Origin of the sequence: Pseudoalteromonas arctica, from assembly GCF_012927645.1 — a bacterium.
GTDB lineage: Bacteria > Pseudomonadota > Gammaproteobacteria > Enterobacterales > Alteromonadaceae > Pseudoalteromonas > Pseudoalteromonas arctica_A.
Genome location: NZ_JABBMT010000002.1, coordinates 224,449 through 248,509 on the forward strand (window position 1 = coordinate 224,449; position 24,061 = coordinate 248,509).

Sequence of the window (24,061 nt, forward strand, 5' to 3'; positions counted from 1 at the left end):
GGTTTATCACTGCCATTCAATTTTTACAGGAGATTTATTCTTGCTTGATATTATCGCACTTTTTATTAAGACTAATCAATATAAAACATTTCATGAAGCGTCTGTGAAGCTAAATATTCCTTTACCCACCTTACTCAGAAGAATAAAAAAATTAGAAGACAATTTATCTTTAGCGTTATTTTATCGTGAAAAAGGCTGCTTGCGATTAACAGAACCAGGAAAAAGTTTTTATAGCAATTGCTTTATTCATGTTGAAAACTTACAAAGTATATTATGTGATTTCAAGGATGCTAGCAAAAACAAAAAAGGTACAATCAAACTAATAGTCCCACAAAATTTTATTAAAAGCGTGTACTTTACTGGTATAATAAACCAATTCACAACATTATATCCCAATATCAAAATTCATATGATGTTATCTGATGAACGTCTAGATTTAAAAAAAGCAGAGTTTGATTTAGCTATCAGAATAGGACAATTAGAAAATTCTCAAAATATATGTAAAGTAATCAATCAAATGAATTTTGTTTTAGCCTGCTCACCAAACTTAATCGAAAAATATGGCCTGCCAACTAATTTTGAAGGTTTAGCTAAATTACCGCATATATCGTGTTTTCCATTTGAAAACTGGTCTTTTATAGCGACTAACAGCGAAAAGGTTATTTTTAAGCCCCAAGCAGATTTTGTGTCTAATGATATTGAAATGTGTGCTTTATCCGCTGTTGAAGGTAGAGGTGTCTATTATGGACCTACGTATTGCTTATTACCTCATTTTAAAAACAACAGCTTAGTTAAAATTTTAGAGCACTTTGAGCCTATCAAACGCGATGTTAACTTAATTTGGCCTGATAAATTAATACCTAAAAGCACGCGGTATTTAATTGATTTATTAGGGCACTCACTCAGTGGGATTGAGATATAGTTCAATCTTAATCATTTATCGATTGAATTGCATAGATATTAGCTAACCAGTGGGTACTTCAAGTAGCGACTATCATTTTTGAAAAATCAACTTTCATTTATGTCTATATAAATTAAACAAATAACTATTTAAAATAAAAATTAGTGAAAAGTTAAATAACTTTTAAATTAATAAATGGGTTCAATATATAGATAACTTTTTAAAGGAAGTAATTTAAATGAAAAAAATATTACCAATCTTGCTATTAGGGTATACAAATATCGTTAGCGCCAATTCCGCAATAATTTATCCTGATCAGTTACAATTTGAAAGTTTAGGGGCTGGGATCTGTTCATCTGACAATAGGTTAATCACCCAATCTGAAGCACTCGTTTATAGAAGTGACATTGTTAAGAAAATGGGAAAATGGCAAATAGTAGGATTGGCAGGTGGCTGGGTAATTATGGGCTCTGGCTATGCAGGCGAAATAAAACAAGGGACGGCCTCAAATTCTTGGTGTTACCCTAAAAATCCGCTCAATGAAATTCCATCACTAAGTGCCCTTAAAATTGCACCTGGTAGTCAAAGCCAAATTGAATGGAATTTAGTTAATAAAAAAGAACAGTTTATAAAACCCCTTTCATACCTTGCATATTATATGGGCTTTGCATGGTTAAGCGGTAATCGCTCGAATTACATTGGTGAAGATATGGAGGTAACTAAATCAGAAGCTGGATGGAAAATTCAAGGTTATAATGGTGGTAGTTGTTCAGGATATCGATGTGAAGAGAAGAGCTCAATTCTCGTTTCTAATTTTGAATATATAATGGATACCGGATCATATAAAATCACAGGTGATATTGTTTCTGCTGATAAAAAACTTATTCGAACATTGACAGTACCAGTTGTTAATAATACCTCAGTAGAACAAATATCAGTGGTCACTATCGAATATGATGCATCGACTAACTGGTCAAAAACAAATGATTACAGCATTTCTGAATCTGTAACTTTATCAAACACCTGGAAATCACCGTCTGTCACAGGAGGCTCTGATACATCGTTATCAGTTACAATTTCTGCAAATCAAGCGTGGGGAAAAAGCAACGGCGGCTCACAGGGGGAACGAGTTGCTGTACAAGCAAGAACAAACATTCCTGCTAATACCAGCTTAAATGCAAAAGTTGATCTATTTAAATCTTCTATATCTTATCCTTATGAGTTTAATGCTGACATTACATATGATGTAACTATAAGTGGTTTTATGCGTTGGGGCGGGAATGCTTTATTAAGCCACCCCGACGACAGACCAACTGGGAATGCAAACTTTGCAATTGGCCGTTGGGCAGGTCAAGAAAAAAGCATCCAATATCAATGGGTGCATAGATATATTCCCGGTGAAAATAAAAAGTGGGATTGGCCTTGGATGATAGAGCAAACAAGTTTGTCAACCATGCAATATGAGTTAAGTAATATTTTACGACCTAAAAAAACAACGTTAACTGGCCACTTTTTTGCAGAAAGTCAATTTGCTGGTAATGTATATTTTGGTGATGAAACCTCGTTGCCAAGCAACCAGCGCAGTAAGCGTAGTGTTGCAAGTATTGAGCAATCCAATGCTGAAAACCTGAAAAAAGACTTAGAAAATGCAGGGTTGAAAAATGTTGTGGTTAAAATTGAAATGATTGACTTATAAATAAACAAAAATGCTGGGGTCTGAGTAAAGTAAGATCCCAGCGACTAGATTATTTAACTAAAGGGCCTGTGGGTGCCTTGCTTTAGGTAAAGTGATTACGTTTACTTAAAGTAAAACTTAGTTTTAAGGTAAAAAATCAAAAACGTTTGATATAAATCATGCAATGGTTTATTAGCAGCCTACGACTCACGTTTTGAGATGTTAAAGCGGAACCGCGTGAATACAAAGTACGCAGAAACCTAGACAGCTACATACAATCTTGTTGGTGAAGCATGCCAAATCACCACACTGGATGCTGATACTGTAACCTACCGTTGCCAAGATAGTTACCAAGAACAAACGCAAGCGGTTGCCATTCATCAAAAGGCTGTTGACCTCATCCGAGCTTGTTTAGCGCAAAATAACTGGCACGAACAACAAAAAGAATCTGCTGATTCATTACGTACTACCTTTGTACTTGACGAGTCTACACCGGTTATTTCAATTCATACTGGTAAAACAATGTCTCGTTCCAAGCCATGGTCTACTTCCTTAGAAATAGGTAAACCCATTGCTTCCAAGTAACTTAATATTATCTGAAAGTGAAAAACAGGCAATACTTCACACTCCCATGCATGCCTTAGACAAACAAGCAATTAAAAAATACGTATAGAAAACGGGCGCAATTTAGCTGCGCCCTGCTCTTAATTCGTTTAGGCTTTATCCAATGCTTGGCTTACATCGGCAATAATATCGTCGATACTCTCAATACCCACAGATAAACGAATTAAATCGCGGCTAACGCCTGCATTCGCCAATTCTTCATCATTTAATTGACGGTGCGTGGTTGATGCTGGGTGGCAAGCCAGTGACTTTGCATCACCTATATTTACCAAACGTAAAATCATATTGAGTGCATCAATAAAGCGAGTGCCAGCTTCAAGACCACCCGCTATCCCAAAACTTAAAATACCTGACGCTTTGCCACTAGTGGTTGTTTTACTCATTGCGTTATAGGGACTTGACGCTAACCCCGCGTAATTAACCCAAAGCACCTTAGGGTGACTCTCTAGATATTCAGCAAGTTGTTGCGCGTTTTCACAATGGCGCTCCATACGTAGGCCTAGTGTTTCAAGACCAATTAAAATGTCAGAGGCATTTTTAGGCGCAAGAGTTGCGCCAGTATTTCTCAGTGGTACAACGCGGCAACGACCAATAAACGCCGCTTCTGCAAACGCTTCTGTATAAACCACATTATGATACGACGGATCGGGTTCATTCATCATTGCAAACCGTGTTGCATTGCCTTTCCAATCGAACTTACCTGAATCAACGATCATGCCGCCAATCGCCGTACCATGACCATTAATATATTTAGTCAATGAATGCACCACAATATCGGCACCCAACTCAAATGGCCGGCATAAATAAGGCGTTGCTACCGTATTATCTACAATCAGCGGCACGCCTTTACTGTGAGCAATTTGCGCTAACCGCTCAATATCAACAATATTTCCTGCAGGGTTACCGATTGACTCACAAAATACTGCGCGCGTATTTTCATCAATCGCATTTTCAAAACCGGCAAGGTCATCCGCTTTAATCATTCGTGCTTCAATACCTTGGCGCGGTAAACTATGGGCAAATAAGTTATAAGTACCACCATACACTTGGCTAGTACTGACAATATTAGTGCCCACTTCACACAAACATTGAATTGCGTAAGTGATGGCCGCCATACCAGAGGCCACAGCAAGCGCACCAATCCCCCCTTCCATGGCCGCAATACGCTGTTCAAGCACCGCATTGGTCGGATTCATAATGCGGGTATAAATATTCCCAGGTACTTTTAAATCAAATAAATCAGCACCGTGTTGTGTATCGTCAAACGTATACGATGAGGTATTATAAATCGGCACCGCCGCCGATTTAGTTGTAGGTTCAGATTCATAACCGTGATGTAGCGCTAAAGACTCAAGTTTCATAATTTTTTCCTTCAATATAATGTGCTACTAAACTAGCATTCATTGGTTATAAAGTGCACATGAAATATATTAAAGGATATTGAAACAATTAGAACTAAGCTATGAAAGTCGGCTAAGAGCGAATAGCAGACATTAAAAAATTAAATTTATTCCTGTGTTTTGAGTAGAAACCTAATTTTGTCCAATATCAGCGCACAAACAGGTAAGTATGAGGCTGTAAATCAAGGAAAGTCAGAGACAACAGTGCCGGTTAGCGTTAATTGGCCGTGTCCATCATGTAAGCAAGGGCGGCTGATAATGAAAAGCCTCTGTATAAAGGGTGCAGAAATAGACGGCCTAGCGACGGGAAGCATCATAATGAATAGTGGTTAATAGTAAGTCGAGCTGTTAAAAATAACTCATTAACTAAGTTGGTGTAACAGAGGATCAGCTTAGATGTGGTGCTGCCTAAAATAAGCAAAAAAGATAACAGCAGGCAAGAAATGATATAAAAAAGCGTAAAAATGAAATAAATAAACAGTAATTAACACGTCTAGTGGTAAATAGATGTCCAATAAAACTGCAATCAATAACTTCCCTAAAAAAGAGAATTCCTATAGCATTAAGCATACCAATAAAAATGTTGAGTGAGGAGTATGCTTCGTTCAACAAGGTATTTATACGATACAAACAACGTAACGTATAAATACTAAGACGTTATGTGCCTAAAATGTGGCACAATTAATTTTTTACCATTAACTAAAATAAGGAAATACGATGAGTTTTAGACAATTACGGAAATTTAGTAAAGATGAGTTGCTCTTTGATGAGAAAGAAACAAGAGTGATTTTAAAATTTATTTTTAAGGCAACTGATCATAAGTTAATTGATTCGATGACTATGACTGATACATTAAGGAGCTTTGCGCAAGGGTTATTAGTAGAAGCAATAGATGCATCATATAAAATTGGATATGTTGAATCTATTTTTAGAGCTAGCGCAAATCCAAATCAAGGAGCGATAAAAATTTTAAAATCTTTTGCTAAAAAAGCTGCGGTTCACTGGTTTAAAAATACTAAAGCTCATGATTTACAAAACGTAAAAGTATATCAATTTGTTCTAGATTTCATTGCTACTAGATTTAGATCCCAATTACCTCTTTTCATAGCAAAAAACACACCAGAAAATAACTTTGGAGCTTTTTTAGCGTATCAATCTCCTCCAAGCCACTTGAGTCAGGTATGGGGGTAAAATGATAAAAAATAAATTCAAAAAACTGATTGTACTTAGCATAACTTCAATCACATTCGTTTATTTGAGTACCCTTTTATACAGCATGTCAAAAATGACAACTGATGAAATGGTAATGTGTAGTGCTGGTGATGGTGGTTTTTATATAAGTAGCAATATTTGTGAAATTTATATGAAGCGCTTTAAAAGTGACTCTACTAATATAGAGGAGCTATCTTATGGGGGTATAGAAGTGATTTTGAACTTATCAAGTGATAAAAAATATGAGCTTGCAGAATTTTTTATTTCAAAAGGTTTAAATGTTAATGCTATTAATCAATATCAGAGCCAATTTGGTTATGACCTTCCTCCTGTGCAATCAGCAATCTTAGATAACGATTTAAAGAAAGTTAATTTTCTTATTCTTCACGGTGCAAACATAATGGCTAAAAGTAAATCTACAGGAAATTTAACATCTTTGGAGTTTGCAAAAAGTCTTCAAGAAAAAGAAAAAAACATAGATAGAAGCCTGATCATTACAGCTTTGTCTGAACATGAAAAGCACATAACAAATCATTAAAGTCGGACAAAAAATAGTTGGCTGCGGCTCGTTTCTCGCGCATTATAGCCAACTGTTTTTTGCCGCTTAATGAGACTACATGGACTCCCCTTTGTCAAGCAATAGCACTTCCAACAACAAGAAGATCTGACGCAGCTCTACATTCGGCGTTTATTAGCTTTGCTACGCTATCGCCCTGATGATTTGCGCTTGAGTAATGCCTCATTCGTTAGACAGCCTTTTATGGCTTCCCGATTAAACAGGCTTTCTTACTCTCGGTCTGACCGTGTTATCGTCAATTGCTAATGCACAGACTCGGTGGGGTTAACCGTTTCGGCTTACCTTACTACTAGAAACTCATTTCACATAATCTACCTGATACTCTTTTTCTGAGTGTAACAGTGCCCAAATTAATCGGGCATTTTTAGCGGCCAATGCCACAGTTGCTCGTTTGAATCCTCGTCGCTCAACAAGGTCTTTAACCCACATACTGGTTCGGTCAGTTTTATTTTTACAATTAGCAATAACGGCTCTTGCGCCATGAATAAGTGAGGTGCGAATATGTTTTTCACCTCGTTTGCTAATGCGACCTAACCGAACAACGCCGCCTGTGGCGTATTGCCTTGGAACTAAACCAATCCAAGCAGCAAAGGAACGGCTAGTATCAAAGTGCTTAGCGTCATTTACCGTAGCAACCACTGCAGTTGCTGTGATTTCACCAATACCTGGAATACTCATTAAACGTTTAGCGTCTTTCATTTGATTAGCTAGTGCGTATAGCTTTCGGTCGTATTTGAGTATTTCTTCATTTAAGCTTTTGATGCTTTGCCATAAATCATTAAGTAGCTCTCTTGCGAGGAAAGGTAAATTATTTTCCGCATCTTCGAGAATCCCACCAATAGCTTCGGCATCATTGGCGTCATTTTTTTCATTTTGTCGGTAGGGAATAACAAATTTAGATGTCATGATTCGTACATCATGACCTAACTTGGTGAATTCTCTTGCCCAGTAATGTGCGCCTGAGCAGGCTTCCATACCAATGATACAAGGTGGTAATTTAGCAACTTCAGCTAACAGTTTGTTTCTTTTAACAGTTTTACGTAATTTACACTTGCTATGTTCGTCAACACCATGAATACTAAAAACTAATTTGGCTAAATCGATGCCAAGTGCTTTAATTGGATACATATGGACTCTCCTTTTATTGAATGTTTTTAACACCTTTCAATATGGCACATAGATGCCGTTTGGTAAGGGGAGTCCATATCATTCGTTAGTTGCCTTTATTCTGGTGGAAAATTCTGCTTTTGGTGTAAAACTCGCATTATTCTAATCGTATCACCATCAACCCAATAAGAAACAATCATTGATATTTCAGGAATGATTAGCACTCTTCCACGAAAAATGTCTCTTTTAACACCCATTCGTGGGTGTTCTATTAACTTCTCAACTTTAGCTTCAATAGTTTGATCCGTTTTTTCTGCTGCACTTGGATTAAAATCAAAAAGAAATTCAAATATTTTTTCACGATCATTTAGTGACTCTTCTTCCCAAAAGATCATGATTTGTCTCTATTACGGATTTTTTGTTTTCTTGCTTCCATTAATGTTTTTGCTTGATCATGTACAATAAAATTAGCTTTTCCGTTATCAAACTTGTCAAATGCTGCATTTATTTGTGCCGATAGCCATGTATCATGGCTTATAGTTTTTCTCTGTTCTTCTGCTAAACTTTCTGTAAGTTCTCGGCATGCGTCGCTAAGAGTACGGCCTTGGCTTTCGGCCATTTGTTGCGCCAAACGTTTTGTTTCTTCATCAACTCTAAATTGAATGCGAGTGTCCATAATAAGTTACCTAAAATTAGTTTGTGCTCACAAATGTTAGCACTGCAATTAATCCAAGGCAACTATCAAGTTGCTTAAACGGACAAAAAACACAGTTGGGTTTCGCTACACTCAGCCCAACCTACATAAGAACAAAAAAGGCGCTTCCTGTTAAGGTAAGCGCCCTGCTATTTCACTCATTACTTATTTTACGATTTTCATTTCGTCTAATAAGTTTTGTGCGTTGTCTACTTTATCCATCACCCATAGCATGTAACGTGAATCAACATGGATAGAGCGATTAAGTGCTGGGTTGTAATCCCAGTCGCCAATAATGCTTTCGTACACACCATCAAACAGTAAGCCTACCAGTTCGGCTTTGCCATTAAGCGTAGGTGAACCTGAGTTACCACCGGTAGTATCCACATTCGATAAGAAGTTAACCGGTACGGTATTCATACCACCGGTGTAGTCACCAAATATTTTAGCCTTGATTTGCTGTTGCAGTTTTTCAGGCGCGTTAAATGGATCAACGTCGGTGTTTTTTGCAAGTAGCCCTTCAAGTGTTGTAAACGGTGTTGCTACCAAACCGTCTTGTGGTGAATAACCACCAACGGTGCCGTAGGTTACCCGTAACGTACTGTTAGCATCGGCATACACAGGTTTATTCTGCGCTTTATTGTAAGCAATAATTGCCGCCATTAATTGTGGGCGTGCTGCTTGTAATTTACCTGTAAGTGCTTTGTTTTCGTCTTCTTCTACTTTCATCACCGCAAAAATTGCTTTTGCATATTGAATGAATGGGTCTTGATTTTGTTCAAGTTCAGTAAATGATTGCTGAGACAATGCAATGCGAACGTCTTCATCATTAAGTGTTGAATTAGCATACATTTTCGATAGTAATGCACTGTGCTTGGCTTTATCAAAGCCATTTTGTAAGTTAAACGCTTTATCCACCTCAGCAAAGCGCTCTTCTTTAGGCAATGCAGCATAAAGCTCTAAAAAGTGCAGTAAAATTGCTTTATCAACGTCTGCATCAAACCGTCTACTCATACGTTTTAAACCAGCTTCAAAGCGAGGTAAATCACGCTGTTGATAACCAGATTCACGCTCACTATCCGGTTTTTGTTGCTCATACGCTAAGCGATATAAACTACGTGCGGTACTGATCATTTGTGAACGGTGCACATAACCAAGCATACGATCACGTTCATTGTGCTGTTGCGACTGAGCCACCAGCGTTGATAAATCATTTAACACAGAACCATAGTGTTTTTTACGCTTACGGTCGCTGTTTATCCACGCAGTTAGATCATGTTCAAACTGTTTTTTACGCTCATACATAGTGCCTTTATTAAAGCTTTCGATCATTGAGCCATAGTTTTTAATGTAATTGTTGTAACCTGCAATAGTGCTTTCATAAGCAATACGCGCTTTACTGCCATCTTCTGAGTTTTCTTCAATCAAAGCGACATATTTTGAATTATGCTCACGTGCTTTGGGGTAGCTGGTATTAAATACATAATCAACTTCAGCAGCAATGCGGTAACGGTTTGTCCGCCCTGGGTAACCTGTCACCATTACAAAGTCACCCTCTTGCACGCCTTTAGCACTGACACTGAGATATGACTCAGGCACATAAGGTACATTTTCTTCGCTAAATTCAGCCGGTTTGCCATCTTTACCTACATACGCACGATAGAAAGAAAAATCACCCGTGTGACGCGGCCACATCCAGTTATCTATATCGCCACCATATTTGCCTACGCCCATCGCTGGTGCGTACGCTAAACGTACATCTTTTATCTCGAGTGATTTAATCAAATAAAATTCTAAACCACCGTGAAATGAATACACATTACAGCGGTAGTTTTTATCAGCTTCACACTCGGCGACTAGCGCTTTTTCGTTTTTCTCTAGCGCATCGTAGCGTGCTTTTGCGCTGAGTTTTTCAGTGCCTTTTATTACTTTTTTGGTCACGTCGGTAACTGTTTCTGTTACATAAACACGTGAGCCTGGTGCAGCTGGTAGATCTTCAGCAGGCGTTTTTGCTAAAAAGCCATTTTCTAAAATATTGTTCTCTGGTGTTGAGTTATATTGGATCGAACCATATGCACAGTGATGATTAGTAACCACCAGCCCTTTTGGCGATACAAATGATGCGGTACAGCCACCAAGGCTTATCACTGCATTCATTGGGAACTCGGTTAATTTAGAAATCGATTTTGCATCAATTTCTAATCCTTTGGCTTTTAGAATCGATTCTAGATCAGGAAGTTGGTGTGGTTGCCACATGCCTTCATCAGCAAATGTTGTGCCCGATACTACAATAGCAAGTGATGCTATGAGTGGTTTTAAACGCATTTTTTTATCCTTTTTATTGTTTCTATAACAGGTTACGCGTGCAGCCTTAGCAAGGTCAATATTTCTGCGACAAAATAGCTGCACTATTGTGTAACAAAATACTGAAAACAAATACTTCTTCGAGCTCTATTGGCAATAAAAACAACACAACAATGCAATCATTTGGTCATTTTCAATAGCTAGGATTTAAATATTATTAATAATGCACGGCCTAATTATGACTGCTATTTTTTTGATCAACCTCGCTCGTTCAACGGAGCGATTAGCAAACAGCCAGCGACAATTAGCTGCACATAGGCTAAGTTTTGAGCGTATAGATGCAATTGATGGCGCCATGCTTTCACAAGCGCAAAAAGAAATTAATTACAGTCCTAGCCTCAACAAACAAAAATACCATTACTCGCTCAGTGCTGGGCAGATTGGCTGTTACTTGAGCCATCGCAAAGCGTGGCAAACCATTGTCGATAGAAAACTTGATTACGCAATTGTGCTCGAAGATGACTTTATCTTAGATACGAGTATTAATAGTGCAATTAAAAATATTGAACAATTACCGCTCACTTGGCAACTGATAAAACTCTCAGCTTATCAAAACCGTACTCGCAAAATCGCCTATCAAGTGCCGTTGCAGTTTGAGCAAAAATTAGTGATCCATAAAAAGTTGATGACAGGATGTTGTGCTTCTGCAATCAGTTATCAAGGTGCAAAACAATTATTAGCAGCTACTAAGACATTTGCCCGCCCTGTTGATTGTGACCTACAACATATATGGGAAACTCAAGTAACAGGCTATTCATTACTGCCGTATCCAGTCTCTCAAGATTGTGAGCAAGTAAGTGATATAAAGTCGCGTAGCAATGCCCGCGTAAAAAAATCGTTTTTAGCCCGTAAAGATCAGCAACTCAGTAGCGCGGTAAATAATCACTTTGCAACGGCGGCATTTATCAAAAAGACTAAGCGTGCTTTACCCGATGATCCTAAGTACAAAAAAGGAGCCGTAGCTCCTTTTTACTCATAATCGAGAATGATCGAATGGTCTTTATTTTTTAGCGAGGTTTGGATGCTCTACACCCATCCACGCTTTAAATAGTGCCATTTGTTCAGCTGTTGCATTTTTATCCGCAACCAGCTTTTTATCTTTATCAAAGCTTTGTGCTAGCGTTAGCGTGGTACTTTGCAATGCATCACGACGAATAAAGTCAATGATTACTTTATCACCTGCTTTGAAGGTTTCTAAGCTCAATTCTAAATCTTTGCCAACATGCTTTTTATTAATCGCAACAATTTTGTCATCGGTGGTCAAACCCGCTTGCCATGCAGCACCATCGCGGCGTACATGAGTAAGAACCAATAACTCACCAGTATTTTTTGCCATCGCATCAACACTGGCAACGGCTTTTGCATCTTGTGGACGCGTTAACACTAAGCCTACTTTTTTAAACAGTGCCTCAAAATCAATATCTGCTGGAGCATCAACATTATTTGCCCACCACTTGCCATAATCACGACCCGTTAACTGTTTTAAAATAGTTTTCACGTCAGTTGCTGTAAAGCCATGCGGCATTTTATATTGATTATAAAGTGCACGATGAACATCACGATAGCTCTGTTTACCTTGGCTTTTTTCTAGTAAATCAATATCAAGGGCCATCGAAATCAATGCGCCTTCTGAGTAAATATTAGTACTGTAGTTACGCGCATGGTCACCACCTTGATTTATCCATTTATCAAAGCTGGTTGCGGTGGCACTTTGTACTTCGCGCCCAGGTGATGATAAATGACGGTTGACGGTTTTCGTTAACACGTCTAAAAATTCATCCGTCGTCGCAATCCCTGAACGCACCATTAAGTGATCTTCAAAATAACTGGTTGAGCCTTCCGCTATCCATAATAGTTTATCGTAATTAATATGCGTGTAATCATAAGGAACTAAACCTTCAGGTCTGTATGCTTTTACGTTCCAAGTATGGATGAATTCATGTGCAGCGGTGCTAATAAACGCAAGGTAATCTTTACGTGAGCCAAAACGATCACGAGGACGTTGAATAATCGTTGAATTTAAATGCTCTGTTGCACCACCGGCTCCTGAGGTCGCGTGCACCATAAATACATAACGCTGATATGGGTATGCATCCCAAATAATATTGCCAGTAGCGACTAACTTTTTAAGATCAGTAAGCATTTGTTCAACATCGTAGTTGCCCTCGCCCCAAATCACTAATTCATAATCGCGGCCATCTACGGCAAACTTACGGAGCTCATTAACACCCGTTTCAATCGGCGAATCAACTAATACATCGTAATCTGCGGCCTTAAAGCTATGTTTTGAGCCCGCATTATCCATACCAGAGACTGAGCGCCATGCTGCTGGCACATCAAGTTTAACGGTAACAGGCTCTTGACGAAATGATTCACTGAACATAAAAAAGCCCGATGCATCGATAAAAGCGTGGCTGTCATCGATGTGACGTGCACGTTTACCAAGCTCATTAGCATAAACTTGGTAATCAATATTTACCTCGGTTGGTTCATTAAGATGAACTCGCCAAGTACTGGCATCCACTTTTTTCCATTTTAATGCTTTGCCATTCTCGTCTTTAGCCTCAAAAAAACGCACGCCATTGGCAAGATTTAAAATTTCGTAACGGCCGGTCCGCCAAGCAGGTAATTTTACGTCTAAATGTGCCTGCGCAGTTTGCGGAAATTCAACACTCACATTGCCCAAATGATGCTCAGGTTGAGTAACAGTAAGTGAATAATTAACATCGGCCCATGCCGAGTGAGATAAAGCAGCTAATACCGACAAAGCTAAAAACTTTTTCATAAAGGCTCTTAATTCTTCTATCAAGTCATTTTATTTGTGTTTGAGCCTAACAACGATGATGAGCAATGTGAATTAAAAGCGATAAATACACGTGCAGATAGGTTCGATGAATAAAAATCATCAACAAATACTTAGTTTTTGACTTAGTAACTACATTTGTGTAAATTTTGTTGTAAACTTACGCAATAGAGATTTATTCAATGGCGGTAACTATTAGTGTCACAACAGCTCGAAGTTTTAAACAAAAAACTTAAACAAGCCATTGATACTCGCATGGTCGTTGAACATGCACGTAAACATCAGGTAGATACATTGACACACTTTGCAGCTAAGTTATCGTTGAGTTGTAAAGGGATGGACATTGAACTTGATAATCGCTTAGCTAAGTTTCGTAGTGCGCTAGCGAAAGGAGTGGATTTTGAATTATTTGCTCCTCAGATCGGTGAAATTCTCACACTGCTAAAAAATCAAGAGGCACAACAGGCTTCACATCAGCGTGAACTTCATAACAGTGTCCTTGATGCTGGTAAGTTACTGCAAAAAACCAAAGGGTTACCGGATGATGCCCGCAGAACACTGCGCCATTTACTGGACCATGAACTGAATAATGTGCAATCTACACGGGATTTCATTCCACTTCTTAATCGTCTAGTAACGATTTATCATCAAGCCTTACAAGTAAAACTGACTATTCCTGAATGCCAGCAAAGTGCCATGCAACCAAGTTTAGCAAAAGAGTTACTAAATTTAGCTAATGATTTAGTATTTGAAGATGAAACTGCAGATCAAGTAAAAACCATAAAAAATAATATCTCTGAAACCGATTCAGTGGATGATTTATTAACCTCTGCAATCGATATTATTCGCATCATTGCTAGTAATATTAGTAAAGAGCGTCAATCTGCACAAAGCTTTTTAGTGTCATTGAACCAAACGCTCGAAGAACTACACCATTCAATTGTTTCAACAAGTAAACATTCAGAAGCAATGGGGGCTGAATTTACTGCATTGAACAAGCGTATTGAAGATAAAATTAATAATCTGACAGCACAAACCCAAAGTGCCACGTCAATTTCATCATTAAAAGCGTTAGTTGATTACGAATTACAATCGTTAAGTGAAGACTTAATAGAAAAAGAGCGCCTCGAGCAGCAAGATCGCGATATGTTGCTAAACAGTTTTCAAGCGATCAATCACCGTATTGGCAGCCTTGAATCTAAATTATCTAAATATAAAAAGCGCCTGCATGAGCAACGCTTTAAATGTTTGCTTGATGGCCTTACCAAACTGCCAAACCGAGCCGCATTTGACGAACGTTTTCATCACGAATTTCATTTGTTTGCAGTACAAGAATCCGATGTCACCTTAGTGGTGATTGATGTTGATCACTTCAAGTCTATCAACGATACGTATGGTCACAGCGCAGGTGATAAAACGTTACAAGTGATTGCCAAAACGTTGCAAATGTCAATTCGTAAATCTGATTTTATAGCCCGCTACGGCGGTGAAGAATTTGTTTTATTAATGCCGGGTATGCCCTTAGAACATGCCAATAAACCTCTTGAGAAACTAAGAAAAGCGGTGAAAGGAATTCCGTTTAAGTTCAAAGATAAACAAGTAGAGATAACGGTTTCCGTCGGTGCCACTCAGTTTAAAAAAGGCGATACCCCCTTGGGCGCTTTTGACCGTGCCGATGACGCCCTCTACAAAGCAAAAAATACCGGTCGTGATCGCTTGTATATCAATAAATAACAGCAACCGACCTCGTGCTTTTTATAGCAAGGAGAACGCCTATGTTAATACAGTTAAACCCGACAGGTGTGTTAGATTTACTGTCGCAGCTCGAAGTTGATTTATTAGAGCAATCGTCTACCAGTGAACGTTATAAGTTATTTAGAAACTGTGCACTAGCTGTTCTCAATGTGGGTAGTCATACTGACTCCAGTTCAGAGATTTATAATAAATATCAAGATTTTGATATTCGCTTACTGAGTCGTGAGCGAGGCATAAAAATTGAGCTACTCAATCCTCCAACTACCGCTTTTGTTGATGGTGAAATAATCACCGGGATCCACGAACATATTTTCTCTGTTATTCGTGATATTTTATTTATTTGTCAAAAATACGAAAAAGATTTAACCGAACAAAAAGCCATTACTCATATGGTCTTTGATATGTTGCGTAATGCCGCAGCGCTTCGTGTTAATAGCGATCCTAGTATGATTGTCTGCTGGGGTGGTCATTCAATTAACGAAAACGAATATAAATACACTAAACAAGTAGGTTACGAGCTTGGTTTACGTGGCTTAAATATTTGTACTGGCTGTGGCCCAGGAGCCATGAAAGGCCCAATGAAAGGTGCAACCATTGGACATGCAAAACAACGCAACACCAATAACCGTTATTTGGGCTTAACAGAGCCAAGCATTATTGCCGCAGAGCCACCAAATCCGATAGTTAATGAACTAGTTATTTTACCAGACATTGAAAAACGCCTTGAAGCTTTTGTTCGCACCGCCCACGCGATAATTATTTTTCCTGGCGGTGCGGGTACTGCTGAAGAGTTATTGTATTTACTTGGCATTTTACTTCACCCTGATAATGCCAAACAGTCGTTACCGGTTATTTTAACTGGGCCGAAAGAAAGTGAAAATTACTTTAGCGAATTATGTCACTTTATTGAAATGACCTTAGGCAAGGAAGCACTTGATAAATTTGAAGTTATTATAGATAACCCAGAATTAGTTGGGATGAAACTTAAATCTGCAATGGCGAATGTACGTGATTACCGCAAGAGCCAAGGTGATGCCTATTACTTTAACTGGACGTTAAAAATTGAACATGAATTTCAGCAACCTTTCGCACCAACTCATGCCAATATGGCTGGGCTTGATTTACATTTAGATCAAGAAAAACAATTACTAGCCGCTAATTTACGCCGTGCATTTTCCGGTATTGTTGCTGGTAATGTTAAAGACGAAGGCATACAAGCCATTAAACAACATGGCCGGTTTATCATCAGCGGTGAGCCGACTTTAATGAAAGCCATGGACAAACTCCTGCAAGCATTTGTTGAGCAAGGAAGAATGAAGCTCCCAGGCAGTCAATATGTTCCATGTTATGAAGTCAAAGCATAAGGGTTAATGTATTCGTGTCAGGTCAGTTACTTTTAATCGATGCGCTTAATTTAATTAGGCGCATTTATGCAGTTGATAGTAATCAAAACAAAGGCAGTGATGAGCAAATGATAAATACCTGCTGCGCGCGGGTAGCTAACGCTTGTGAAAAACTCATAAAGATCACCCAAGCAACACATGCTATTGCAGTATTTGATGGTGATAAAAGCTGGCGATATCATTACTACGCTCAGTATAAGAGCAGTCGTGCTCCCATGCCTGAAACTCTGAAAAATTCATTAGATAAATTTAAACAGGCGATTGAGCAGACGGGAATTGTAGTGTTTGCCCCAGTAAACGATGAAGCAGATGATATTATTGCCACATTAGCCCATAAAATGGCGCAAAACCAGTTGTATTGTACAATTGTCTCGACTGATAAAGGGTTTTTACCTAGCTTAAATAATTATATTAATGTGTATGATTATTTTAAAAAAGAATATTTAGATCATCACTCCATTGTACAACGTTTTGGCGTTGAGCAAGCTCGACTCATTGATTTTTGGGCAATGGCTGGTGATAAAACGAATGATATCCCGGGTATTAAGGGAATTGGTACTAAAACAGCACAAGAAATTATTAGTAAACACGCAGATATAACATTGGCGGTAAAGGATAAGACGCTCTCTGCAGCGGTGCGTAAAAAGTTGGCAGCTGGCATGGCAGACTATATTACCTCTAAACATTTGGTTGGTTTACGTACAGATATTAACTTAGGCTTTAGTTTAAAGCAGTTAAGACTCAATTAATCGCATTCACGTAGCACTGAATTTGAACTATGCGTATACTCAATTCAAGTCTCAGCGTAAGAGTGCACAATGTTTAAGAAGGTTTTTCGCTATCTCATATTAGGTTTAGGTGTATACGCCTTGATCGCTACTTTGGTCATTACTTTTTACAAAGATGATCCGCAGGCGATGATTTGGCAAGACCGAGAAGCGTTCAATAAGCGTTATATCGCTAAATTAAGTATCGAAACACCGACTAACTTAAACACTGTATTAGAGTATTTAGGCAGTCCAGACCTAACATTCGCTAAACGTGATAACAAAGAGGTATGGCAAGTTATTTTTTACCGTACTCAACATATCAAATCAGATGGGATCACGACTATGGATGAGTGTACTGGTTTACTGTTTAAAAATGGCGAATTGATTTTGTGGGGGCCAAGTGCATTTGATGCATTTGAGCAACGCGGGTAATTGATTACTTATGGATAAACTCTGCGCACAAGATCTTACCAGCCTATTTGAAAAAACTCACAAAGTATTAAGGCTTTATCATAATAAAAGTCAGTGGCCACAAATTTATTCGCTATTGACACAACTCGCTGAGCAATATTATAAACTCTATAATTCACATCCAAATGCGATGCAAGCCCAACTTACTCTGTATGTAGAAACCCACGGTTATACAACCAACTTAGTGGTCAATCAATGTGTCATTGTCGCCGCTTTTTGTCGTAGTTTAAATTACGACAGTAAAATCAGCCAATTGCTTATTTGTGTCTGTTTAACTAACTATTTATGTGTGCAAACACAAACCAATAAATTGGCTCTGCGCCAACCACTTACCCAACAAGAAAAAAAACAATGGCAATCTCGTCATCAGCTAGCAGTCAAATTACTGCAATCTGCTAATGTTCTCACTGACCATATCACATGTATTTTAGCACGCTTGAATAAATATAAGCAGGCCTTGTTAAGCACGCCAAAAATCATGATCTATGATGGGCCAACAACGTTAGTTGCGTTAGCCAATATTATTGCGATGAACATCACCTACCGTAACCAACATGATCATATCGATATCTATAAAGCAGTGGCTGATATTTATATCCGTACCCCGAACCTGTTTGCTCAACAAGCCTTAAAAGCATTAATCGGTCATTTTGGCCCCTACCTGCCAGGATCTTTGGTAAATTATAGCGAGCAGCAGCTCATTTATATTGGTAAAAACCATCAGCAACGGGATTTATTAATTGCGTTACATGAACAGCAAAAAGCTAAATGGTACAGTGCCAAAGCAAAGCTAGAATCATATTCAAAACAACGACCAAGTAGAGACCAGCGATTATTGTTTAGCGTATGGTTCAATGAGCACATAGCCCCTCCTATTGAAATTGAAAACGTTGATAAACAACAATTACTAATGTTGATACGCCAAGTTAAAATACAAAAAGAATACACATATAGCGCCCTTGCTAAATTACTCAACGATCATCCAGCGACAATTGAGTTACTTCGTGAAGCAGTAAAGCCTTACAATAAAGAGCAGCTACCAGGCAAAGACTTACGCCATTGTTTATCAATGGTTGGCTTATATAATGCGCCAGCGATCATTCAACGGGTACTCTTTGAGCAATTAGTAAACTACCAAGCCCATCCATTAATGCAACATATACACTTGCGCTTACAGGCAATCATAAATTTATTAAACCAACTGGTAAGTCGTGATCAACACAACCAGTTCGAGCACCTAGCTCTGCCTATTTATGGTTACGTAAATTATTTGATCGAATACTGTAGTACCACAATTAGCCGTAAAACAATGTATGAACTCTCACCTAAAAGTGATGTCAGCATGCCTTTTGCGTGGCTATTCGGTGTCACGGTTCACGATAGTGAGCATTTATCGGCTTATTTACTTGAATTGCTTGGTGATAACCCATGGACACAAGCGCTCTTAGATGCAGAACGGCAAAAGAAGCAACACTTATCTGCTGAGGCACAATTATGGGTTGCAATAAAACTCGTCGTTATTAAGGTGTATCAACCCAACGCAATACAAAGTAGTTGGCAAACACACACTTTTGAGCAAGTATTAAAACGCTTAGATTGGCCGTCCTGCGAGGATTTTTATGCTCAGCTACCAAGCTTAGGTTTAAGCAATAGCGTATGAATATTTATTAGACATAGTGACTAATTTAGTGCGTTTTCGTGGGTTTTACTGGCAAAAAGTTGAATAAATTGCTATAAAAGCCGCTTATATTTTCAAACTCATTCACGTAAATAATCTAACACATTATCGCAGTTTAATAATGCGTCACATTTACGTGCATCTCTAACTCGTAATAGGAAAAGTTCATGGCCAAACAAACCATCACAGTGATCAAAGGCGACGGCATCGGTCCGAGTATTATTGATTCAGCCCTTGAGATCTTAACAGCCGCAGGGTGCGATTTTGATTATGAATTCGTTGATGCAGGCCTTGCTGCCTTAGAAAAAACCGGTGAATTATTACCACAAGATACCATTGATACTATTGCGCGTAATAAAATTACTCTTAAAGGCCCACTAACCACTCCTGTTGGTGAAGGTTTTACTTCAATCAATGTAACTTTACGAAAGCAGTTTGGTTTATACGCCAATGTACGCCCAGTTAAATCATTTGTTGGCACTAAAGCACGTTATGAAGACATTGATATCATCACTGTACGTGAAAATACGCAAGGCATGTATTCAGGTTTAGGCCAAGTGACATCTGAAGATGGTAACGAAGCACAAGCGATGTCTATGATCACTCGTGAAGGTGCTGAAAAAATCGTTACTTTTGCTTACGAACTAGCTGTTCGTGAAGGCCGTAAAAAAGTAACCGCGGTTCACAAAGCTAACATCTTAAAGTCAACATCAGGCTTATTCTTAAAAGTAGCCCGTGAAGTTGCGGAACGTTATCCTGAAATTGAATCAACTGAGATGATTGTTGATGCAACCTGTATGAAACTGGTAATGAGCCCAGAAGAATTTGACGTTATCGTTACTACAAACCTGTTTGGTGATATTTTATCAGATTTATGTGCGGGTCTTGTTGGCGGCCTAGGTATGGCACCTGGCGCTAATATCGGTGAAAATGCAGCTATCTTTGAAGCCGTTCACGGCAGCGCACCTGACATTGCAGGTAAAAATCTAGCAAATCCAACCTCTGTTATCTTGGCATCCATTCAAATGTTAGAGCATTTAGAAATGGGCGAAACTGCAGAGCGTATCCGCAGCGCTGTAGCAGACGTAATTAAATCAGGTGATCGTACAACTCGCGATTTAGGTGGCAGTCACGGTACGACTGACTTCACTCAAGCTGTTATCGATCGTTTATAAACTAAACCTAGATTATTAGCATGATAATAAAAGTCAGTATTTACTGGCTTTTTTGCAACTTAATTTATGCTTACTAGCCGCTACCACCTAATTGCCACGCATAGTCATAAGGTGCTTGACCGCCTGATATATACCCAAACTATCTCAAGATGCGAGCGTCGTTGGAATTAACAGCGATTTAGACAAGGCATTGATCGCAAGTAATAGTGACTCTATAGTTAAAATCAGTCCCTTATAATAAAAGTAACGCCTTGATATTAAGCCCCTGTGAAACGCTGAATTCTGCATATTGAGGTGGCTTGGGTATATAGACACCGCAAACACCTCAAAAACGCATAATTTCTTTTATTTTTCGGTTAAAATCGCAGCTTAAAGCAACTTTTAAATATAAAAATAAATAATTTGGAATTTTAATGCAGCACTGTCATTTTAACTGTTGACATTAGTTAGCAAAACATTTAAAAATAAGGCTATTAAATTTGTAGACTTAGTGTGTTGTTTGGCTATCACGACGTAATAACTCATTAAAGCTTGTATAACAACTACCGAGAAGAAAAAATATTATGAAATATCAATTTCACCTAGTCACTGTACTCGTACTGGTCTTAGTTTTAAGCCCAGCGGGGATGTATTAGAAGGTGAAATAGCTTTTTAAAAACCCCCGCCCTAAGCGGGGGTTTTTTTATGCATTTAAATTACACGGTAATTGCATAGAATAAATGGGGAGTGCGTGCAAGAGCACATTATTACTCATGACAATAATCAACAGGTAACAGGCACGCAGAGGAATGAGGATGAGTACACAACAATATAATGGCTCCGAACTAGTTGTTCAGGCATTAAGGGCATTACAGGTAAAATATATATTTGGCTACCCAGGTGGCTCTGTATTAGATCTTTATGACGCATTATTTCAGCAAGATGATGTTGAACATATTTTAGTTCGTCATGAGCAGGCAGCAACCCATATGGCTGATGGGTATGCACGCGCCACAGGTGAAGTGGGCGTCGTATTAGCAACATCAGGTCCTGGTGCGACAAACTGTATCACGGGGATCGCTACAGCCTATATGGATTCGATTCCTATGGTAGTGCTATCCGGTCAAGTGCCGACTAACTTAATTGGTGATGATGCATTTCAAGAAACTGATATTGTCGGTTGCTCTCGGCCAATAGTAAAGCACAGTTTTAACTGTCGTAGCGCAAAAGATATCCCTACAATTTTGGCTAAAGCATTTTATATTGCAAGTACTGGACGCCCAGGCCCTGTGGTCGTAGAACTGCCAAAAGATATGTTAAACCCTGCACTTAAATTTGATTTTGAGTGTCCAACAACCACAGAGCTGAGAACCTACAGCCCAAACATCAAAGGCCACCCAAAGCAAATTCGCAAAGCCGTTGCCGCTATTTTAGAAGCCAAAAAACTGGTCATTTACTCAGGTGGCGGGATTATTATTTCTAACACCTCAGAGCAACTGACTCATTTGGTTGAATCACTCAATGCACCAATCACTAATACCTTAATGGGATTGGGCGGTATTTCCGGTGTTCACCCTAATTTCATTGGTATGCTAGGTATGCATGGGAGCCTTGAAGCAAATAAGGCGATGGCAAATGCCGATGTGATCTTAGCGCTAGGTGCCCGATTTGATGACAGGGTAACCAATAATGTGAAGAAATTTTGTCCCAATGCGACGATTGTTCATGTTGATGTTGATCCAACCTCTATTTCAAAAACGATCAAAGCCCACATTCCAGTAGTCGGTTGCTTATCAACCGTAATTGAGCAATTACAAACAGCGATAGATAAAAGCCCTATTAAAATTGATCGTAGCGCACAAGAAGACTGGTGGCGTCAAATCATTAGCTGGCGTGAACAAAAATGTTTAAGCTACAGCACTGCGGGCGATAAAATAAAGCCTCAGGCCGTCATTGAAGCAATTTATAAAGCCACTAATGGTGACGCTTATATAAGCTCTGATGTAGGTCAGCATCAAATGTTTGCAGCGCAGTACTACCCGTTTAAAAATCCTCGTCAGTGGATCAACTCAGGGGGTCTTGGCACTATGGGCTTTGGTCTGCCAGCGGCTATGGGAGTAAAACTCGCGTTTCCTGATAAAGAATCAGTGTGTGTCACCGGTGATGGTTCGATTCAAATGAACATTCAAGAGCTTTCGACATGTTTACAATATAACTTGGCTGTAAAAGTGGTGTCACTGAATAACCGCTCTTTGGGTATGGTGCGTCAATGGCAAGATATGGTCTATGGTGGTCGTCACTCGTCGTCATATATGGAATCATTACCTGATTTCGTCAAACTTGCTGAAAGTTATGGCCACGTAGGTATTCGCGTTAATACCCTTGAAGAACTACAACCCGCTATTGAGAAAGCGATGAAGATAAATGATCGTTTAGTGTTTTTAGATATTTTGGTTGATGAAAATGAACATGTTTACCCGATGCAAATTAAACTAGGGGCAGTTGATGACATGTGGTTGCGTAAAGGAGTGAAAGCATAATGCGTCGTATATTATCTATTCTACTTGAGAATGAGCCAGGCTCTTTATCGCGTATCGTTGGCCTGTTTTCACAACGCGCCTACAACATCGATAGTTTAACTGTTGGCACAACTGACGATCATTCTTTATCACGTATTACTATCACTACCTTAGGTGATGACCGTGTGGTTGAGCAAATCACTAAACAAGTCAATAAATTAGTTGATGTATTAAAAATTATTGATCTCACTGAAATGGTGCATATTGAACGTGAGCTGTTATTAGTAAAAGTATTTGCTCAAGATGAGACTAAACGTGCTGCAGTAACGCGAGTGGTAGATGTATTCCAAGGCGCTATTTTAGACATGGGTCGCAACAGCTATACATTACAGCTTGTTAGTAGCACAGATAAAATTGAATCGTTTTTAGATACCTTACGCCATGAGAGTGACATAATTGAAGTGGTACGCTCTGGTGCGGTAGGTATTGGCCGCGGTGATAAAGCACTAAAAGCTTAAACCATAGATTAATAACCAGATACAAAAAAAGGGCTAATTAGCCCTTTTTTATTTAACCAATCTAATTGATTAAGGATTAACTTGATCTTTAAGACCTTTACCTGCTTTAAAGCTTGGGATAGTTGCCGCTGCAATTTGGATTTCGGCACCAGTTTGTGGGTTACGGCCAGTACGTGCAGCACGCTCTTTTACAGAGAAAGTACCAAAACCAACTAGTGCAACTGAATTACCTTCTTTTAAAGAAGAAGTAACAGCACCAGTGAATGCGTCAAGTGCGCGTGTAGCTGCTGCTTTAGAGATTTCTGCATCAGTAGCGATTTTTTCAACTAATTGAGCTTTATTCATTTGTTAAATTCCTATTCGTTATTATTTTGCCTTCGCAAAACCTATCTTTATGCATTTTTTAAGTATTGGCAACAGCAAAATGCTTTTTTCG

At 38.8% G+C, this 24,061-nt stretch carries 20 protein-coding genes and 1 pseudogene; 14 read left to right on the forward strand and 7 right to left on the reverse strand.

The window, feature by feature from the left end:
- The first annotated feature begins 40 nt into the window (after positions 1-40).
- Positions 41-922: a LysR family transcriptional regulator gene (locus tag HHO47_RS02565; RefSeq protein WP_169018597.1), complete on the forward strand. Its 882-nt coding sequence runs from the start codon at positions 41-43 to the stop codon at positions 920-922.
- Positions 923-1,139: 217 nt separating this feature from the next.
- Positions 1,140-2,597 carry an aerolysin family beta-barrel pore-forming toxin gene (locus tag HHO47_RS02570; RefSeq protein WP_169018599.1) on the forward strand — a complete coding sequence of 486 codons (1,458 nt, stop codon included), beginning with the start codon at positions 1,140-1,142 and terminating at the stop codon, positions 2,595-2,597.
- A gap of 692 nt (positions 2,598-3,289) precedes the next feature.
- On the opposite strand, the gene HHO47_RS02575 is transcribed toward HHO47_RS02570, so the two are convergent.
- The gene (locus HHO47_RS02575; protein WP_169018601.1) at positions 3,290-4,561 is read right to left on the reverse strand and encodes an O-acetylhomoserine aminocarboxypropyltransferase/cysteine synthase family protein; all 1,272 of its coding nucleotides are present in this window, start codon (positions 4,559-4,561) and stop codon (positions 3,290-3,292) included.
- A 186-nt stretch (positions 4,562-4,747) separates the two neighbouring features.
- On the opposite strand from HHO47_RS02575, the pseudogene HHO47_RS19720 reads away from it, so the two are divergent.
- The 3 genes and pseudogenes from HHO47_RS19720 to HHO47_RS02585 form a co-directional block, all read left to right on the forward strand.
- Positions 4,748-4,933 (forward strand): annotated as a pseudogene (locus HHO47_RS19720) (IS91 family transposase); the annotation flags it as partial.
- A 384-nt stretch (positions 4,934-5,317) separates the two neighbouring features.
- Entirely contained in the window at positions 5,318-5,791 is a 474-nt protein-coding gene (locus tag HHO47_RS02580) for a hypothetical protein (RefSeq protein ID WP_169018603.1), read from the forward strand.
- Position 5,792: 1 nt separating this feature from the next.
- Positions 5,793-6,350: a hypothetical protein gene (locus HHO47_RS02585; RefSeq protein WP_169018605.1), complete on the forward strand. Its 558-nt coding sequence runs from the start codon at positions 5,793-5,795 to the stop codon at positions 6,348-6,350.
- A gap of 336 nt (positions 6,351-6,686) precedes the next feature.
- Here the strand turns inward: HHO47_RS02585 and HHO47_RS02590 are convergent, their stop codons facing one another.
- The 4 genes from HHO47_RS02590 to HHO47_RS02605 all read right to left on the reverse strand — a co-directional run bounded on the left by HHO47_RS02590 (position 6,687) and on the right by HHO47_RS02605 (position 10,515).
- The gene (locus HHO47_RS02590; RefSeq protein ID WP_169018607.1) at positions 6,687-7,517 is read right to left on the reverse strand and encodes an IS110 family transposase; all 831 of its coding nucleotides are present in this window, start codon (positions 7,515-7,517) and stop codon (positions 6,687-6,689) included.
- Between the two features lie 95 nt (positions 7,518-7,612).
- Positions 7,613-7,891, reverse strand: coding sequence for a type II toxin-antitoxin system RelE/ParE family toxin (locus HHO47_RS02595; protein ID WP_169018609.1), 279 nt, complete (start codon positions 7,889-7,891; stop codon positions 7,613-7,615).
- Positions 7,888-8,172, reverse strand: coding sequence for a damage-inducible protein J (locus tag HHO47_RS02600; RefSeq protein ID WP_169018611.1), 285 nt, complete (start codon positions 8,170-8,172; stop codon positions 7,888-7,890). The genes HHO47_RS02595 and HHO47_RS02600 overlap by 4 nt, the downstream gene beginning before the upstream one ends.
- 183 nt (positions 8,173-8,355) lie before the next feature.
- Positions 8,356-10,515 carry a S46 family peptidase gene (locus tag HHO47_RS02605; protein WP_169018613.1) on the reverse strand — a complete coding sequence of 720 codons (2,160 nt, stop codon included), beginning with the start codon at positions 10,513-10,515 and terminating at the stop codon, positions 8,356-8,358.
- Positions 10,516-10,732: 217 nt separating this feature from the next.
- Here HHO47_RS02605 and HHO47_RS02610 point away from each other — a divergent pair, with 217 nt between their 5' ends.
- On the forward strand, positions 10,733-11,533 hold the full coding sequence (locus HHO47_RS02610) for a glycosyltransferase family 25 protein (RefSeq protein WP_169018615.1): 801 nt from the start codon (positions 10,733-10,735) through the stop codon (positions 11,531-11,533).
- Between the two features lie 21 nt (positions 11,534-11,554).
- On the opposite strand, the gene HHO47_RS02615 is transcribed toward HHO47_RS02610, so the two are convergent.
- Complete coding sequence (locus HHO47_RS02615) at positions 11,555-13,339, reverse strand: M61 family metallopeptidase (RefSeq protein ID WP_169018617.1); 1,785 nt, start codon at positions 13,337-13,339, stop codon at positions 11,555-11,557.
- Between the two features lie 216 nt (positions 13,340-13,555).
- Here HHO47_RS02615 and HHO47_RS02620 point away from each other — a divergent pair, with 216 nt between their 5' ends.
- The 8 genes from HHO47_RS02620 (at position 13,556) to ilvN (ending at position 23,625) form a co-directional block, all read left to right on the forward strand.
- Complete coding sequence (locus HHO47_RS02620) at positions 13,556-15,091, forward strand: GGDEF domain-containing protein (protein WP_348981628.1); 1,536 nt, start codon at positions 13,556-13,558, stop codon at positions 15,089-15,091.
- Between the two features lie 41 nt (positions 15,092-15,132).
- Complete coding sequence (ppnN, locus tag HHO47_RS02625; protein ID WP_169018619.1) at positions 15,133-16,476, forward strand: nucleotide 5'-monophosphate nucleosidase PpnN; 1,344 nt, start codon at positions 15,133-15,135, stop codon at positions 16,474-16,476.
- A gap of 14 nt (positions 16,477-16,490) precedes the next feature.
- On the forward strand, positions 16,491-17,264 hold the full coding sequence (gene xni / locus HHO47_RS02630) for a flap endonuclease Xni (protein ID WP_169018621.1): 774 nt from the start codon (positions 16,491-16,493) through the stop codon (positions 17,262-17,264).
- A gap of 69 nt (positions 17,265-17,333) precedes the next feature.
- A complete protein-coding gene (locus HHO47_RS02635; RefSeq protein WP_169018623.1) occupies positions 17,334-17,717 on the forward strand; it encodes a DUF3192 domain-containing protein in 384 nt (127 codons plus the stop codon).
- Positions 17,718-17,727: 10 nt separating this feature from the next.
- Complete coding sequence (locus HHO47_RS02640) at positions 17,728-19,416, forward strand: hypothetical protein (protein ID WP_169018625.1); 1,689 nt, start codon at positions 17,728-17,730, stop codon at positions 19,414-19,416.
- A 185-nt stretch (positions 19,417-19,601) separates the two neighbouring features.
- Entirely contained in the window at positions 19,602-20,609 is a 1,008-nt protein-coding gene (locus HHO47_RS02645) for an isocitrate dehydrogenase (RefSeq protein WP_169018627.1), read from the forward strand.
- A 794-nt stretch (positions 20,610-21,403) separates the two neighbouring features.
- Positions 21,404-23,128, forward strand: a complete 1,725-nt coding sequence (locus tag HHO47_RS02650) for an acetolactate synthase 3 large subunit (protein ID WP_169018629.1) — start codon at positions 21,404-21,406, stop codon at positions 23,126-23,128.
- Positions 23,128-23,625: an acetolactate synthase small subunit gene (gene ilvN, locus HHO47_RS02655; RefSeq protein WP_169018631.1), complete on the forward strand. Its 498-nt coding sequence runs from the start codon at positions 23,128-23,130 to the stop codon at positions 23,623-23,625. The genes HHO47_RS02650 and ilvN overlap by 1 nt, the downstream gene beginning before the upstream one ends.
- Before the next feature lie 69 nt (positions 23,626-23,694).
- Here ilvN and HHO47_RS02660 read toward each other — a convergent pair whose 3' ends face one another.
- On the reverse strand, positions 23,695-23,970 hold the full coding sequence (locus HHO47_RS02660; RefSeq protein WP_004586404.1) for an HU family DNA-binding protein: 276 nt from the start codon (positions 23,968-23,970) through the stop codon (positions 23,695-23,697).
- Positions 23,971-24,061 lie beyond the last annotated feature (91 nt).

Coding starts and splice junctions, on each gene's coding strand:
- HHO47_RS02570 (WP_169018599.1), top strand. CDS start 1,140: ATGAAAAAAATATTACCAATCTTGCTATTAGGGTATACAAATATCGTT.
- HHO47_RS02575 (WP_169018601.1), bottom strand. CDS start 4,561: ATGAAACTTGAGTCTTTAGCGCTACATCACGGTTATGAATCTGAACCT.
- HHO47_RS02580 (WP_169018603.1), top strand. CDS start 5,318: ATGAGTTTTAGACAATTACGGAAATTTAGTAAAGATGAGTTGCTCTTT.
- HHO47_RS02585 (WP_169018605.1), top strand. CDS start 5,793: ATGATAAAAAATAAATTCAAAAAACTGATTGTACTTAGCATAACTTCA.
- HHO47_RS02590 (WP_169018607.1), bottom strand. CDS start 7,517: ATGTATCCAATTAAAGCACTTGGCATCGATTTAGCCAAATTAGTTTTT.
- HHO47_RS02595 (WP_169018609.1), bottom strand. CDS start 7,891: ATGATCTTTTGGGAAGAAGAGTCACTAAATGATCGTGAAAAAATATTT.
- HHO47_RS02600 (WP_169018611.1), bottom strand. CDS start 8,172: ATGGACACTCGCATTCAATTTAGAGTTGATGAAGAAACAAAACGTTTG.
- HHO47_RS02605 (WP_169018613.1), bottom strand. CDS start 10,515: ATGCGTTTAAAACCACTCATAGCATCACTTGCTATTGTAGTATCGGGC.
- HHO47_RS02610 (WP_169018615.1), top strand. CDS start 10,733: ATGACTGCTATTTTTTTGATCAACCTCGCTCGTTCAACGGAGCGATTA.
- HHO47_RS02615 (WP_169018617.1), bottom strand. CDS start 13,339: ATGAAAAAGTTTTTAGCTTTGTCGGTATTAGCTGCTTTATCTCACTCG.
- ppnN (WP_169018619.1), top strand. CDS start 15,133: ATGTTAATACAGTTAAACCCGACAGGTGTGTTAGATTTACTGTCGCAG.
- HHO47_RS02635 (WP_169018623.1), top strand. CDS start 17,334: ATGTTTAAGAAGGTTTTTCGCTATCTCATATTAGGTTTAGGTGTATAC.
- HHO47_RS02640 (WP_169018625.1), top strand. CDS start 17,728: ATGGATAAACTCTGCGCACAAGATCTTACCAGCCTATTTGAAAAAACT.
- HHO47_RS02645 (WP_169018627.1), top strand. CDS start 19,602: ATGGCCAAACAAACCATCACAGTGATCAAAGGCGACGGCATCGGTCCG.
- HHO47_RS02650 (WP_169018629.1), top strand. CDS start 21,404: ATGAGTACACAACAATATAATGGCTCCGAACTAGTTGTTCAGGCATTA.
- ilvN (WP_169018631.1), top strand. CDS start 23,128: ATGCGTCGTATATTATCTATTCTACTTGAGAATGAGCCAGGCTCTTTA.
- HHO47_RS02660 (WP_004586404.1), bottom strand. CDS start 23,970: ATGAATAAAGCTCAATTAGTTGAAAAAATCGCTACTGATGCAGAAATC.